Origin of the sequence: Butyrivibrio sp. YAB3001, from assembly GCF_900112195.1 — a bacterium.
GTDB lineage: Bacteria > Bacillota > Clostridia > Lachnospirales > Lachnospiraceae > Butyrivibrio.
In genome coordinates this window covers 1-16,238 of record NZ_FOKR01000019.1, presented here as the reverse complement: position 1 = coordinate 16,238, position 16,238 = coordinate 1, and the positions used below count along the sequence as shown (strand labels likewise).

Genomic DNA, 16,238 nt, shown 5'->3' with positions numbered 1-16,238 from the left:
TCATTCCTCCTCCAAAAATTCATCAATAAAATCATCATAATCACGTGCAGCAGATGAACCACCTGCATATTCAAACAGACTCTTTTTCATTGTCTGTGCTTCTTCTACTGAAACGTTCAATCTGATCCTGGATTTATATACTTTAGTTCCCAAAAGTTCAGCTTTATCCTCTATATCATCAATCCAGATTTTCGCATTAGCAGTATTTCTAACCTTTGTTACAAGAATTCCATCAACTCTAAGCTTATCGTTAGTATAGTCATGTATCTGATCTATAAACTTGTATAATCTTGATAATCCCTGCAATGAATAAGCTCCAGGTTCAAGTGGAATAATAACCTCATCAGCAACGGTTAAAATATTCATAAGAACAACTCCAAGCGCAGGACTACAATCAATTACACAAAAATCATAGTCTTTCTTGATATTCTCAAAAGCCTCTTTGATCAATCTTTCTCTACCAATTCCATTAAATGTCATATCTGCAGAAGCAAGATCAATTCCACCAACTATTAGATCTAAATTTTCTGCTATTGGAATAATCGCTTTATTTACATCTTTTTGCTTCGCCATTACTTCAAATAACTTTGCTGGAACATTCTTGTAAAATAATTCTTGTTGTTCCTCTGTTAATTCTTCAATATCTTCAGGATCTGGATCCACTTCGTTTAAATCTATTCCGGCTGACATTGATAAGTTTTCCTGTGGATCAGCGTCTATTACAAGTACTTTATACCCCCTGTTTGCAAGACCAACAGCCATAGCATAGCTTGATGTAGTCTTTGCAACGCCGCCTTTTTGATTACTAAATGCAATTGTACGCATATTTCCTCCCATATTTTTATTAAGTAATTATTTTAATTCTTTTAAAGTCTGTCTCCATTAAATTGTTGCAGCCTTATTATTATAATAAAAAATGTATTTATAATCAATAAATAATATTCAAAATATATGGCATAAATGATGTATATGTTATATAACCTACATATATTGTAGCACTTATGTATATTTTATGTGTTATATTTGTATTTTCTTTATATATTATATAATTTATCTATACATAATATTTTTAATTTTTCTATACACAATTATTATATTATACATATTTATTATATATATTATATGCTTTTTATTACTTTAGATCTGTTTATATATATTATATATTTGTATGTTATGTATCTTATATTCAATATATATTTTGCGTTTTTATGTTATATATATTTTATATGGTATTCATGTTACAGATACCGCGCACTCACATTTTATTCTACATAATATATATATATATATATATATATATATTATGTAGCTTGTATTATTCATATATATTACATTGTGTGTATACTATATACATATCATGGTTAATTATTCGCCCAATCTTAATGTTATATATCATATATAATTATATATTTTATATTGATCAATACTTATATTATTTTTTCTATATTATATTTATACTATATTTGTTATATATTTGAAATTCTTCAAATGATTTATTTAAATAAATATTTCATAAATCTCCGCTCTGTTAAAACTGTATCTTTATATATGTTATATATTTATATTATAAACATCGCATAACGCTGAAAAATATCAATTTATGAAGTACAATAATTAGAAAATAATGATATACATATTATATATCTTGTATATATTTTTTTAATTATCGATCGATTAACACATTTCCTGGCACCTCGTTTAATATATTTGTATAATATACTTTATATATATTGTATATTTTGCATAGTCTAGATATCTTATTTAGCATTTTGTATATTATTTATATCTTATATGTCTTATATTATTAAATCGTATTATATTTATGTTATATATGTTTACTTTATTATATATGCTTCTTAATTTATATATATAATATACTCTGTATATTTGTTATCATTTCTATCATATATTTTTTTATAATTATGTTATTTATCTTTTTTTTATTAGATATATTATATATTATACATATTCACATTTTATGTATATCTTATATATCATGTTTATTATCTATATTTTACCTTTATAACTTATATGCTATATATAATTTTATATATTATATCTCTTATATGCATACTTTATCTTATATATGTTTGTCTTATATATGCATAATATTATATATATGTGTTATATATTAATATTATATTTGCTATATATTTCATATATAGCATATTATTTATTTTATACTTGTTATATATTTTAAATATTTATCATACATATATATTTTATATGCGTAATATATTATATATATGTATTTTCTATATATTTTATACGTGTTATATATTATATATCTGTATTTTCTATATATTTTATTTGCATTATATATATATATATATATATATATATATATATTTTTTTTTTTTTTTTTTTTTATATTTTGCATGTTGCATATATATAATTTATTAAATCAGAATGAATGAAAAAATGTGAGTTTTTTTATTCATCGATTTTATAGCTGAAATCACCAGTAGTACTTACTTAAAAAATATGTTTGGAAGCATAGTTCAGATAATTAAATATAGTCTTTTTAAAATATTCATTATTATATATATTCTAAACATATAACATATCAAATATTTGTATTTATATTTTATATACTGTATATGTTATTTAATGTATATTGCATATCGATTATATGTGTTATACTAGTTATATATTTTAATAATGTTATTTTATCCATATTATATTTATATATTATGGATGGCGTATATCAAAAATATAGTGTATAATAGATATATAATATTAGATAATTATATAAATAATATTATATATACAACTTTATTATTTTATTTTTCCAGAATAAAAAACAGAATAGATGAGAAACTGATCAATTATATATATAACTGAAGTATTAAATATTTAAAATGCATTAATAATAATCAATAAACATTACATTTTTGTTCATTTCTCATTTATTTGAATTTTAAATAGCGATTAACATATAAATATGCATTTAAAAGAATTAAAAATGAATTATAGAATTATAAATTTTTTATAAAAAATCAGAACATACAGATGCAAGATAAATAATACAAGATTAAATGACATGTTATCAGGTATTTAGTATATAAAAAAAATATATATTAAAATTATGCAAGTTAAAATCAGATATTTGCATATTATCTTGCATATACGTATTATCGTCTTTATCTGTTCGCTAATTCCATCTTTTCAAATACACAGTGTTTTCATGATAAAAACAATAATATTAATTCTTTATTTAATCTCATATGATATTTTCCTAATTATAAAGTAAATATAAATTAAATATTAACTAGAATAGTATGACTGAAAAAGTCAATAAAATAACATAATTTACATATATATTTTTAAATTATTTCAATTTGTTTTAAAAAATATACCATTTCATATTTAATGATATCTTAAATTAATTTTATATTCAATTTTAGTATCATGTTGATCTGGTTATCATTTGATCCAAAATACAAAAATAAAAAAAAATCTGGCATAATAAATTGATAAGAAAGAATTTGATTTTATTGAATAAATGTTTTTATAAAGAATTAAGAACTATTATATTAACCAATATAAATCATTAATATATAGACCTTTTAATTTCATCAATATAATCCTATTGATGAAATTATTTAATATAATTAAGTATGTATTTAATTATTTAGCATATAAAAATTATTGTTTATAGCCTGCTAAACAATAATATATCTTCATTTCATAATAGAATGCAAAGATTTTGAGCGTATCTAATTTACATATTATATCTGCATTAAATTAGATATTGCATATGTTATATATTATTCTTAAACTCTTTTATTTATGAAATATTCATTTCTATAATTAAAATATAAATATGTTTATAACACTTTAGAATGTTTTGTGTTTTATATTATTAAAATATAACTACAATTTGTTATTAATTAATAAAGGGTTAAAACCGCATAAATACTGACATTTTGGCTTTTAAGGTGTATATAAAAGGTATGAAAAGTGATATAAAAGGGATTCAAAAGTGCAGCAAATAGGAATATCAGGTGTATAAAAGGGGGTTCTAGTTTTCTTACCGAAAAGTGAACTAAAAAGGAATAAAAAGTGTAGTAAAAAGGAATAAAGGGTGACTAAAAAGGGAATATTGATATAGTACTTTCATTTAAAATACTTAAGCTTAAAGCAATAAATAAAACTTTCGTATGTCTGTAAAAGTTTTATTTATTGCTTTTTTGATCTGAGATATAGTAGTGAATATTTACAATAATTTTAGTCTATAAAAGTTAATCTGGTGATCTCTATGTGAAATATTTAATACCTATCATTGCAATACAGTACCTGTTAAAAGCAATTAAGAGTATTAATGAAGTGTTATTTTCGCTTAAAGGAGAAATCTGTGCATTAAAATTGCTGCTAAATATATAGAAGTAATGGCCTCATTTTTTAGGTGACTAAAAAGGGAATGGATAGAGTATAAAAGGGGAATGCAAAATAATTATTATATAAATATTATTAGAAAAAAGTTACTGGAAAGGTAAAATTGCCCAGAAATATATATTTCAAATAGTATGCAGTTAAAAAGAAGAATAATAAGAAGAACAGATTTATCCAGGTATTTATAACGTTATAGGCAAAAAAACACCGTGAAACAATAGGAAAAAGTAAATTTTGTAATTACATGTAGTCCTTGAGTTTTATATCCGGGACTAAACAGGTGACTAAAAAGGGAATTAGTAGTGTATAAAAAGGGAACAGAGAAATCCATGATGAAAATTTGTAATGGAAGTAATGGAAATAAGAAAAAAAGGGCAGGATTAGGGCATAAAAATATGCAAAAGTGTAATTTTATGAATAAAGGTGACTAAAAAGGGAATTAGTGGTGTATAAAAAGGGAACATGGGTCATACTATTATGAGATTTCATGAAGGTATGAGGAAAGTAGAGCAGGATAGGGGCATGAAAATAAATAGATATTGGAATACAATCAATAAAGGTGACTAAAAAGGGAAGCTGCAACTAATACAAATGCGTATAAGAACTCATATGCATAAAGAGAGGAAAAATGTAGTAAATAAGCGGATTTTAGAAAATAATAACGAGCTAAGAAAAATAAAGGTGACATAAAAGGGAACCATAAGGTGACTAAAAAGGGAAGGACTAAGCGGAGAGAATAAGGGACGGACTTTTGGGATATAGAATATAACTTTTTAGATTAAAAAGTATAATTAAAGGGTGTAAAAGGTGATGCAAAAGGGATTAAGAATAACTAAATCGGTCAATGTTAATTGGTCAATAATTGTTATTCAAGCAGCCGATAAAGAAAAAGGTGCATAAAATGGGAATTATATTGAACGACTAATACAGTCAATTTGAAATATAAAGAGAAAATGAAAAAATATGAAGAAATAGGGAAATTTTACTTGAAAGTGACAAAAAAGGGAATATAATATTAACTAAAGTTAATAAAAAGGGAATGTTATTATAACTATTCCAATTAAAGGTGATATAAAAAGGAATAAAAAAAGAAATTTTAAGGTATACAAAAAGGGAATGATCTCTGGTATACCTTTGGTTTATGTTTACAGATTGTAGTGGCTTCATGAGGAGTAATTATAACACAGAACATATTCTTCTAAAATATTAGTAAGATGGGGGGATTATGGAAAATAAAAATAGAGAACAACTGATAGTAAGCAAGAGCTATCCTAAATCAAATGAGCTTATAAATGCCATGGGAAAAGGAACTGCTTTAAGTCAGAAATTATTTGCTATAGGAATGAATAACATAACGATTGATAAGACTAACAATGCTGTAGCAACTATTTATGGATCAGATTTAAGAAAGATGTTTAACTCAACATCAGGTTCATTGTATGAGCATATAGAATCGTTATGTGATCGTCAGATAAAAGGCGCAACTATATTTGACTGGAATCTTTTAATGAAAGATAAAGAAAATGGCAAAATAGAGGCGCATCAGGTTGTTACAGATGCCTATTTTAAAGATGGTACACTTGTATTAAGATATAACAACTCACTTACTGATAAAATAGTAAATTTAAAGAAAAATTATACCTTGCTGAGCCTGGCGGATACACTTAGTTTAAAAAGCGTGTATTCACTAAGATTATATGAAATGCTTAAATCGAGATACGATTATCAAAAGTACCTGACAAAAGAAGCCGGTGAACTGGTAATAGAATACAAATTAACAGAGCTAAAGCTTGAATTAGGCATTATTACTTCTGGTGGAAGTAAGGAAATAAAGAATGAGCTTGAAAAAGATAATCCTGATTATGACAGAATAGAAGAACTTGCTGAAAAAACCGGTCAGACGAAATATAAGGAATATAAGATTTTCAATAGAAATGTTCTTAGTAAGGCCAAGGAAGAGCTGAATAAGAAGACTAGTCTTGAAATTGATTATGAACCAATCAAAAGCGGAAGAAGGACTGTAGGAATAAGATTCTTTGTGAAAATCGAAGATCCCGCAGTGAGCAAGGAAAAACAGCAAGTGATCAATAAGGATGATGTATTAGATGAACTTGTTGATCTTTTACACGATGATTTTAAGGGGAAAGAAATCAGGGAAATAGCAGAATTTGCTGAATATGATATAGATAAGATCAGCAAAGCATATGAATACATGCAAAATTATGCTACAAAAATAGATGTACCGATTGCGTTTATCAAGGAATGCATAAAAAATGAGTACTATAATAATGCTGCAAAGCCAATGTATCCTAAAAAGAATGCATTTAATAATTTTGACCAAAATGATAATGGAAATTTTGATGAATTAGAAAAGATCTTACTGGATAATTAATTATAGAGGCGATATATGCTATATAACATATATCGCTTTTATGGTTTTTATAAAATATAAAATAATAGCAAATAAAATAGCATGCGATATACTTTGCTTAAGGAGGAGAAATGGAAAGAATAGTATCAAAATTATTGATCTATGGTGATATGCCTAAAGACTCAATTTTAATGGAATTAGCAGAAGTATATCGAGATTTTCATAGTGGGCATTTTGATAAAAATGATCTAATATCGAGAATTTATAAGCAGATAAAAAAGTTGTTGGTATTGGGAACTGCTTTTGCATTTGATAAAAATCTTTGGCACAATTATCTGACGTATTTGCTAGTAATGGATGAGAATCCATTTACTCTGACTTGTGAGAAAGTGGGAAGTAAGCAAGGAACCGTCAATCATTTTGCTATGAATGATTTTGAGGCATTCAGAAAGCTTTTTAATTATGACTTTGGAATATTAGAGTCGGAATTAAATATCGATTGTTTCTCTTGCATCACTGATTATAAAGCGATTGATAAACCTGAGTTGATGTATAATGTAAATGTAAGTGAAAAAGTAAGAGAATTGAGTAGTAAACTCGAAGCTAGTGAAAATGCTGATGAATTCTTTAATGTTATAACTAGATTTTATAAAAAAATTGGTGTAGGAATATTTGGTCTTAATAAGGCATTTAGAATAAGTGAGTTACCTGATGGGAAGGTTGATTTTAGCCCAATCAACAATATGGAGACCGTGCTCTTGGATGATCTGGTAGGATATGAGATCCAGAAAAGAAAACTGATTGATAATACCAAAGCATTTGTGTCCGGTAAAAAAGCGAATAATGTGTTACTTTTTGGAGACAGTGGTACAGGAAAATCAACAAGTATTAAGGCTATTGTTAACGAGTACTATTCTGATGGATTAAGAATGATAGAGATATATAAGCATCAATTCAGGCTCTTATCACAATTGATTTCTCAGATAAAAAACAGAAATTATAAATTCATCATATATATGGATGATCTGTCATTTGAGGACGACGAGTCAGATTACAAATTCTTAAAGGCTTTAATAGAGGGTGGAGTTGAAACAAGACCGGATAATATATTGATCTATGCTACATCAAATAGGCGACATTTGATAAAAGAAACCTGGAAAGATAGAAGAGATGTGGAACAGGATGGCGATATTCACAGGTCAGATACCATGGAAGAAAAGCTTTCATTAGCAAACAGATTTGGTGTTACAATAGGTTATTATAAGCCGGCAAGACAGGAATATCATGAAATAGTAAAAGAATTAGCCCGAAGAGAGAATCTGCAGATACCTGACGAAGAGCTTACTCTGGAAGCGGATAGATGGGAATTGAATCACGGCGGAATCTCAGGAAGAACGGCAAGACAGTTTATTAATCATCTTGCAGGCACTTCAAACGAATAATAATGAGATTATTTACAAAGCAGGATGATATAGATGCATGAAATGAGTTACATAGCTAAAATGGTCAATCTGGCTGAAGAAGTTGCCAGAGATAATAATGCAAAGAGAATAAAAGCGATTGTTATTGAAATTGGAAAGACAAGTGGCGTAATGCCATACTATATGCACAAATATTTCCCGGAGGCTTCAAAGGGAACAATGCTGGAAGGCGCAGAGCTTGTCTGTGAAGAAGTTCCTGTAAAAGCCTTATGTGAAGAGTGCAATAATGAATATTATCCTCAGAAGGAAAACAGGTATCTGTGCCCTCACTGTGGAGGAAGAAAGGCACATATCATTGAAGGCAAGGGAGTTACATTAAAAAACTTGGAAATTGAGTAAAAGAACGACATAAGAAAATATCATATATTTAATATAATATATATATATTAAAGTATCAACTCAATAACGTGTTCGTTAAATGATCTGTAATGCCATAAATTGGAGCAACTAAGTAAAAAACAGCAGAAATGAAATTATAAATAAAGTATATATATTATATACCACAACAGGAGGACCTTATGAAAACGCTTTATATTGAGTGCAAAATGGGTATAGCCGGTGATATGTTAGGTGCAGCTTTATTGGGGCTGTTTGATGACCAAAAAGCTATTGTTGGAGAGCTTAATGATATAGGGCTCAGGGGAGTTGTTTTTGAGCGAAAAGAAGCAGATAAGTGTGGAATAAGAGGAAACCAGTTAGCTGTTCTTGTTAACGGAGAAGAAGAACTTGTAAATGACAATAATTATACAGATGAACATGTGCTGGATGGTGATGTGAAACATCAAGAGCACGATCATGATGATCATCACCATCATAATTCTTTACATGAAATCGAAGATATTATCGAATCAGCAAATCTTTCAAGAGAAGTAAAAAGTGATATTAGAGAGATATATACATTGCTTGCTGAGGCAGAGAGCAAAGCTCATGGAGTACCTGTTTCACATGTTCATTTTCATGAAATCGGAGCGATGGATGCTATTGCAGATATAACAGCTACGTGTTTTATGATGCATAAACTGAGCCCTGACAGAGTAATCGTATCGCCTATAAATGTAGGAAGTGGAACTGTAAAATGTGCGCATGGAATACTTCCAGTGCCTGCTCCGGCGACGTTAAATCTTCTTTTGGGAATACCATATTATGAAAGTCAGACAATCAAGTCTGAATTGTGTACACCAACAGGAGCAGCGCTTGTAAAGTATTTTGCAGATGAGTTTTCTTATCAGCCCGTAATGTCTGTAATAAAAACAGGATATGGATTAGGGAAAAAAGATTTTAAACAGGCTAATGTGGTACGAGTATTATGGGGAGAGACTCAGGAAGAAAATGAACAGATCATAGAGTTAACATGTAATATAGACGATATGACTGCGGAAGAAATTGGATTTGCAAAAGAAGCATTATTTGAGGCAGGAGCGCTTGAAGTATATACAATATCAGCTGATATGAAAAAAGACAGACCAGGAATTGTTTTGGTTTGTTTATGCAACATGGATTTAAGGGATAAAATCGTTCAGCAAATATTTAAGCATACAACAACTATTGGAATACGGGAAAATGTATGTAACAGATACGTGCTTGCAAGAGAGATCAAGAAATTTGATACTCCTTATGGCGAAATCAGAAAAAAAATAGCTTTTGGATATAATGTTACACGTGAAAAGTGGGAATATGATGATCTGGCAGGTATAGCAAGAAGAACCGGCAAATCTATAATTGAGCTGAAGCGTGAAATTTGTGGAGAAGACCAGTGACGCAGAATGTGCCATTTTTATTGGAGAGGAAATTGCTTCGCATTCCTATGAAATAAAAAACGCTCCGTTATGGATGCGACTGATGCGCAAATATTACATTAAGGAAAAATATTGACTTACAAAGTCAGTGAAGGTGTATAAAAAGGGAATGACACTAATTGATAAAAACATCGCCGTTGGATAATACTTCAACGGCGATGTTTTGTTTTTATGTATTCTTAAATATAATTTCAGAAACACGCATTTATTGCGGGGGTTGTTAGAATATGATTCATGATTTTTCTTCATTCATTCTTTAAAAGCTCAATTGCTTTTTGAGAATTAACAATTGTTTGGTCAATTGATTGCTCATTATTTAGGCATTTTACCAGTTCAGCGCCAAATACATCTTCTATTTTGGACCATTTTGTAGTTCTGGGACGAACTCTGGAGTTATTTGTGCCTAAGTAAATTGCGTCAAAAAATGGATATTCCTTAAGTATCTCCTTATCCCGGAATATACTTTTTCTTGTGGGTATTCCTCCAAAACTCAACGCTTGTCTTTGAACGCTTTCACTTGTGAGATATTTTATCAGTTCAAGTGATAATTCTTTATTTGCTGAATTTGTAGTGATGCCTAGCAGCCAGTTCCCAATCTCACCTGTTGATAACACAACTGATGAAGAATCTTTTTTTCCAGGAATCTGAGCTATTTCAGCGGAAGAACCATTTTCTGATATGAACCAGGAAGGCCATCCCAGTGCAATTGATGCTTTTCCGCTTGTTACAGCGTCAATCAAAGCATTTTTGTCGTAATTACTGCCAGTTTCTTTTAAATCACAATAAAAAGACAGAGCATCACGACTTTCTGAGCTATCTAATACAACATTGTTGTTTTCATCAAAAATATCACCGCCAAAAGCCCATAGAATCGGTAAAAAGTCAGAAACAATAGGATTACCGGTCTGTCCCCTTATGGCGTAGCCATCATTTCCTGAAGCTTTGACCTTAAGACAGGTTTGAAGAATTGACTCCCAGTTTGACAGATCGGGTGAGTCACCTAACAGCTCTTTATTATAAAAAATAAGCTGAACGTTACCTGAAAAGGGTAAAGCATAAGTTGCGCCAAGAGGATAAGGATCTTTTCCTAAAAGACGCGATTTCTCAACGAAATCTTCATCGTCAATGTATCCAAGCTGTGTTAGATTGCATAATATATCTTTCTCGATATATTCAGGCATTAAAGGATCATCAATCATAATAACATCATACTGGCCTATATCATTACCTGAGTCAGCTATTGCATTATCATGTATATCTTCTGCAGATAGTGATACGATTTTAATCTGACAATTATGTGACTGCTCAAAAGCTGATTTTACAGCGTTTATAACATCAGAATGTGAGCCGTCTCTTGCAGCAACCGTAATAGTTGCAGAATCAGAATTGACAGCTTTGTCAGAATTATTTAAAGAATTACTTGTTGAGCCGCATGCAATTAAAGCAAAAATGAAAATAAACGCAATAACTATGGAAAATAGCTTATTCTTCATAATGCACCTCCGCATAATAGCAATTTTATTTTACCATAATGCGTTAGGGAATAAATGAAAAGAAAATAATCTTATGATAAACTTTTAAAATGTACAAAATACATATAAAAAAGTGCATAATTTAACCATTTGCTGTATAATTTATTATGAGATGTCGGGATTAACAATGTTTTGGAGAAAAATGTATGGAAAAAGTCAGTAGCGATGGGAAAATTGGATATGGATCCTTAATAGATTTTGCAGCCGGGGATATTTTGTACATGCTAAAAGACTTACCTGATGCCTGTTGTATATTTAAAGTCTTGACGGATCCATTTGGAACAGTTAGGGATATGCTGTTTCTTTTTGCAAATGACAAGTATGGTCAGCTTGTGAGGAAAAAACCTGCGGAACTTATAGGGTGCACATACTATAAAACCGTGGAAAACAGGGATGAAGACTGGATAAAATTCAGCTATCAGGCAGCAATTCTGCGTCAATCTTCAATAATGAGGACTTACAATTCCAGAGATGATAAATGGTATGAGTTTTGGGCTGTCCCTGTTTATCAGAAGGGTTTTTGCGCGTTTATAATCCATGATGTTACAGCTACAAAAAGGCACGAAGAAACTAATACATTGACTACAAACACCAATAGACTGATCATTGAATGTGCTACAGCAGTTTCGTCTGCTGAATACGGAAAAGGAATAAAAAAAGTACTAAAAATCCTTGGAAAAGCTATTGCCGCAGACAGAGTGTATATAGTTGAAACAAATAAGGATAATCGTGCAAATGACGTACATATTTGGCTTAGTGATGCCAGAAATTCAAATCTTCCTACAAAAAAAGCGTTTGAAAAATATGACATAATCTCAATTTGGAGAAATCAGTTAGAGGGAAGAAATCTTGTTGTTGTTAATGATACAGCTACAATGGCAGAGCAATATCCAAATCTCTACAATGATCTGCTTGCCGGAAGTATTGCAAGATACATCATTATTCCTTTAAGAGATAAAAAGGATGTTTTGGGATATTTGGTTGCAGACAATTATTCCAATGTAATTGCGCTTGATGTGGTAGAGGCAATGGAATCAGTGGCAATATTTGTTGCTGCCGAGATGAGAAACAGGATTTTGACCAAGGAAATGATGTATATGGGAAGTCATGATTCATTGACCGGATTGGGTAATAGATACTCTCTTAATCAGACACTCATGCTTCTGGCAGATGTATCAATGCCGGTAGGCGTCTGCTATTCGGATATCAATGGTCTGAAAGTTATGAATGATGATGAAGGACATGAGGCAGGAGATGAACTGATAAGGGACACTGCTTCAATATTTGCTTCTGTGTTTAATAAGAAGCACTGCTATAGAATTGGTGGAGATGAATTCATAGTTCTTATACCTGAAATAACTGAAGACGCTTTTGAAGCGATGATAAAAAAACTAAAGGGAAAAATAAAAAAAGATACAGTTTCAATCGGCTATGTATGGTCGGAAGATTCAAAGAATATAAAAGCATTGGTACGTGAGGCGGACGAGGCAATGTATGAGAGCAAGTCCGATTACTATAAAAACCACGAAAGAAGGCATGGTTAAAGGAATAACATCTGATATTATTTATAAAAATGGATTTTTAACGCTTATTACAGGGCATTTTGAGCCGGATTTTCAAGGAGAGTAATTTGTATAGAGATTCATAGGTAGGTAACGTACTATGGTAAATAAAAAGGATGAAGCTCTAATTAATGCGCCAATAATTGAACAGAATAGTCCGGAAAAAGAAAAGTATGAGTTATTTAAAGCGCTATATTCACTCTATGACTATGTTAATCTTCTTAATATAACTGATCTTAGCATAAAAAGGCTATATACGAGCGGGAGTGGCTTTGAAATTGGGGAAAGCCATTTCATGGATTATATTAAGGTATTTGCCAAAAAGCATATTCATCCCAATGATATAGACAATTATCTTGAATATGCGGATCCTATTAATATACAGGAGCGTTTTAATGATTCAGATAAGAACTTTAGTATGGCATATTTCCGCGCACGTGTGGATGGCGGGACGTATGTTTGGAAAGCGTTTATTGTTCTTAAACCTTCTTTTGCAGATGAAGGAACGTTTCTTGTCTGTATTAGAGATGTTGATTATGAAACCGAACATATTTTGATAAAAAATGATTATGTTCGCCTATTTAATGACCTTCCTCTTGCATATGCAGTTTTTCAGTTAGAAGGAGAAAGCGCGGAGGAGCTCAAAGAAATAAACCTTATTTATGCAAGTAACAGATTGTCAAAGCTTCTTAAACTGGATTTTTCAAAGATACTTGGGCTCAACTTTCTTTCAATGCTCAGGGAAGAGGAAAAGCCGGTAATTAAGATGTTTTATGACGCGGCATATAACGGTAAAAGAGACAGAAGAATCTTTTATCTAAGGCACTTTGAGAAATGGTTCTGTCTAATAACGGATCAGGCTGCTTCACCCGGCAGATGTGCTGTGCTATTTGAAGATGTTACCAAAGAGCATATGAACACCGAAAAGCTTGGAATGGAGTGGAGAACTGATAATATAATCATTAATTGCACAAAGCTTTTACACAGTGGATTGCCACTTGAAATAGCCATAAATGAGATAATCAAATCAGTAGGAGAGGCAGTAGGAGCAGAACGTATATACATTATTGAGTGCACAAAAGAAAACTGCTTTTCAGAGACGTATGAGTGGGTAAATAATGGAACAGAATCGGCAATTGACCGTTTCCAGAATATGGCAAAAGAAGACTTGCTAAACTGGGAGGCTGAGTATCCGGGAGCATTCAGCCTTGTTCTTAATGATGTGGAATCAATAAAAGATGGACATCCAAAGCTTTATGATAAGTGCAAATATCTCAATATAAAATCATTGATTGAGATACCGATTTATGACGAAGAAAAGCTTATCGGTTACTTCGGAGCACTCAATTCTTTTGACGGGATAGATGTTGATGTAAAAGAGCTTATGGAAACTATTTCCTACTTTCTTTCTTCAGAATTTGGCAGAAAAAGGCTCATGGAAGAATTAGAAAGAAAAAGCGTTTATGATGCCCTTTGCGGCGTAAAAAATCGAAGCGCGATGGAAATGACAGCCAAAAGGCTTAAAAAGCGTCATTACAGCGTGGGGGTTCTTTATGCAGATGCAAACGGACTTAAGCAGGTGAATGACACTCAGGGACATGAAGCAGGAGATGAACTTTTAAAACGAATCTGCAGCGTTATGAAACGTAGATTCAACAGAGAAAACATATATAGAGCAGGAGGAGATGAATTTGTTATTATTGTCTCCAAAGTGGCAAAAGATAGTTTTATGGAGCTTTGCGAGAGCCTGAAAAAAGATTTTGAAGAAGCTGAAAATATTTCTGTGGCAATTGGATGGGACTGGGGCGCAGTATCTGGAAATCTTGATAAGATAATGAAATGCGCGGATACTCTGATGTACGAGGATAAGGCAAACTATTACAGAAAGAATAACAGAAGGCGAAGCTCTGACAGGTGCTAGGAAGTCGTTTTATGCACAATAATTCGGATCAATTTTCTTTTCCCAATTACTGTGTCTGAAATAGATCAACATAATGATGCTACATACAAGCCATCCTGCCGGATAAGCGATGGAGATTGGATAGATGGATGTAGTCAGGTGAGATGCTATAAACAGATATATCTGTCTGAAAACAACAAATGAGCTAAGCATGATAAACATAGGAGCCTTAGCGTCTCCCACACCACGAAGAGCGCCTGCGTGTGTCTGGTTACTGCAACATAGTATGTCAAAAAAACAATTCATTCTGATAAAAAGAGTTCCGTATTTGACAACTTCAGGATCTGAATTGAACATAGATACAATTGAAGGCGCAGCAAGGAATTCAGGGATAACAAGCGCTATTGTACATATCGCAGCAAGAAAGAGGGATTCACGAATCCCTTTTTTAATGCGGTCTACATTGCCTGCGCCGGCATTCTGGCCAACAAATGTTGTTGCTGTCATAGATATGCTCTGCATAGGAAGCATTACGAAGGCATCAATTCTTCCATAGGCGCCCCATCCTGCGGTGCTGCTTTTTCCGAATTGATTAATATAACTCTGCACAAAAAGGTTTGAAAATGAAATAACAGCCGCTTGGATTCCAACCGGCATTCCTACTGTGATTATCTGGGATAAAATTGATCTGTCTATAGTCATTTCTTTTATATTAAGCTTGTAACATTCTTTACTTCTAAATAAAACAGCTATTGTTAATATAGCAGAAATAAACTGTGAAATAATAGTTGCATAGGCTGCTCCTGCTACTCCCATCTTAAGATTGATAACAAAGAAAAGATCGAGAAAAATATTCAAAAAGACTAACTATTAAAGATTGTCAATAAAAAATGATTTGAAACAGAAAAGTTTAAAATAGAGCAACGATGACTTATTCATCGTAATCAGCACCTTGAAAACTGTATGACAAATAGAGCATCGCCTGAGATGCTCTTGAAAGAAGACTTGTATGGAATTAGTTAAGCTGCTTTGTTGTATGGCTGATGCGATTTCTCGAGCTGATATATCAATCTCACGAGTTTCTTGGCAGCATGAGATACAGCAACATAATAATGCTTTCCTTCAGCCCGCTTTTTGGCGAGGTATTCATTGAACGTCGGATCCCAATGGCAGACGTAGATAGTGGCGTTAAACAGCGCAT

The 16,238-nt window shown here is 31.2% G+C and carries 9 protein-coding genes and 1 pseudogene; 6 read left to right on the top strand and 4 right to left on the bottom strand.

Going from position 1 to position 16,238, the window contains the following annotated elements; genetic code table 11:
- Complete coding sequence (locus BM086_RS16440) at positions 1–825, bottom strand: ParA family protein (protein ID WP_175560333.1); 825 nt, start codon at positions 823–825, stop codon at positions 1–3.
- A 4,795-nt stretch (positions 826–5,620) separates the two neighbouring features.
- On the opposite strand from BM086_RS16440, the gene BM086_RS16435 reads away from it, so the two are divergent.
- The 4 genes from BM086_RS16435 to larC all read left to right on the top strand — a co-directional run bounded on the left by BM086_RS16435 (position 5,621) and on the right by larC (position 10,004).
- Complete coding sequence (locus tag BM086_RS16435) at positions 5,621–6,787, top strand: replication initiation protein (RefSeq protein ID WP_092329640.1); 1,167 nt, start codon at positions 5,621–5,623, stop codon at positions 6,785–6,787.
- Between the two features lie 110 nt (positions 6,788–6,897).
- Positions 6,898–8,208 carry an ATP-binding protein gene (locus BM086_RS16430; RefSeq protein ID WP_092329638.1) on the top strand — a complete coding sequence of 437 codons (1,311 nt, stop codon included), beginning with the start codon at positions 6,898–6,900 and terminating at the stop codon, positions 8,206–8,208.
- 33 nt (positions 8,209–8,241) lie between these two features.
- Complete coding sequence (hypA, locus tag BM086_RS16425) at positions 8,242–8,586, top strand: hydrogenase maturation nickel metallochaperone HypA (RefSeq protein ID WP_242952245.1); 345 nt, start codon at positions 8,242–8,244, stop codon at positions 8,584–8,586.
- A gap of 179 nt (positions 8,587–8,765) precedes the next feature.
- Positions 8,766–10,004, top strand: coding sequence for a nickel pincer cofactor biosynthesis protein LarC (gene larC / locus BM086_RS16420; protein ID WP_092329636.1), 1,239 nt, complete (start codon positions 8,766–8,768; stop codon positions 10,002–10,004).
- Between the two features lie 284 nt (positions 10,005–10,288).
- On the opposite strand, the gene BM086_RS16415 is transcribed toward larC, so the two are convergent.
- A complete protein-coding gene (locus BM086_RS16415) occupies positions 10,289–11,536 on the bottom strand; it encodes an extracellular solute-binding protein (RefSeq protein ID WP_175560332.1) in 1,248 nt (415 codons plus the stop codon).
- 185 nt (positions 11,537–11,721) lie between these two features.
- Here BM086_RS16415 and BM086_RS16410 point away from each other — a divergent pair, with 185 nt between their 5' ends.
- On the top strand, positions 11,722–13,119 hold the full coding sequence (locus BM086_RS16410) for a sensor domain-containing diguanylate cyclase (RefSeq protein ID WP_092329632.1): 1,398 nt from the start codon (positions 11,722–11,724) through the stop codon (positions 13,117–13,119).
- Between the two features lie 118 nt (positions 13,120–13,237).
- Positions 13,238–15,058 (top strand): sensor domain-containing diguanylate cyclase, encoded by a 1,821-nt coding sequence (locus BM086_RS16405; protein ID WP_092329630.1) that lies wholly within the window; start codon positions 13,238–13,240, stop codon positions 15,056–15,058.
- Positions 15,059–15,067: 9 nt separating this feature from the next.
- Here the strand turns inward: BM086_RS16405 and BM086_RS16400 are convergent, their stop codons facing one another.
- Together BM086_RS16400 and BM086_RS16395 are read right to left on the bottom strand one after the other, a co-directional pair.
- Positions 15,068–15,895, bottom strand: a complete 828-nt coding sequence (locus tag BM086_RS16400) for an MATE family efflux transporter (protein ID WP_242952244.1) — start codon at positions 15,893–15,895, stop codon at positions 15,068–15,070.
- Positions 15,896–16,056: 161 nt separating this feature from the next.
- Positions 16,057–16,238 (bottom strand): annotated as a pseudogene (locus tag BM086_RS16395) (IS110 family transposase); the annotation flags it as partial.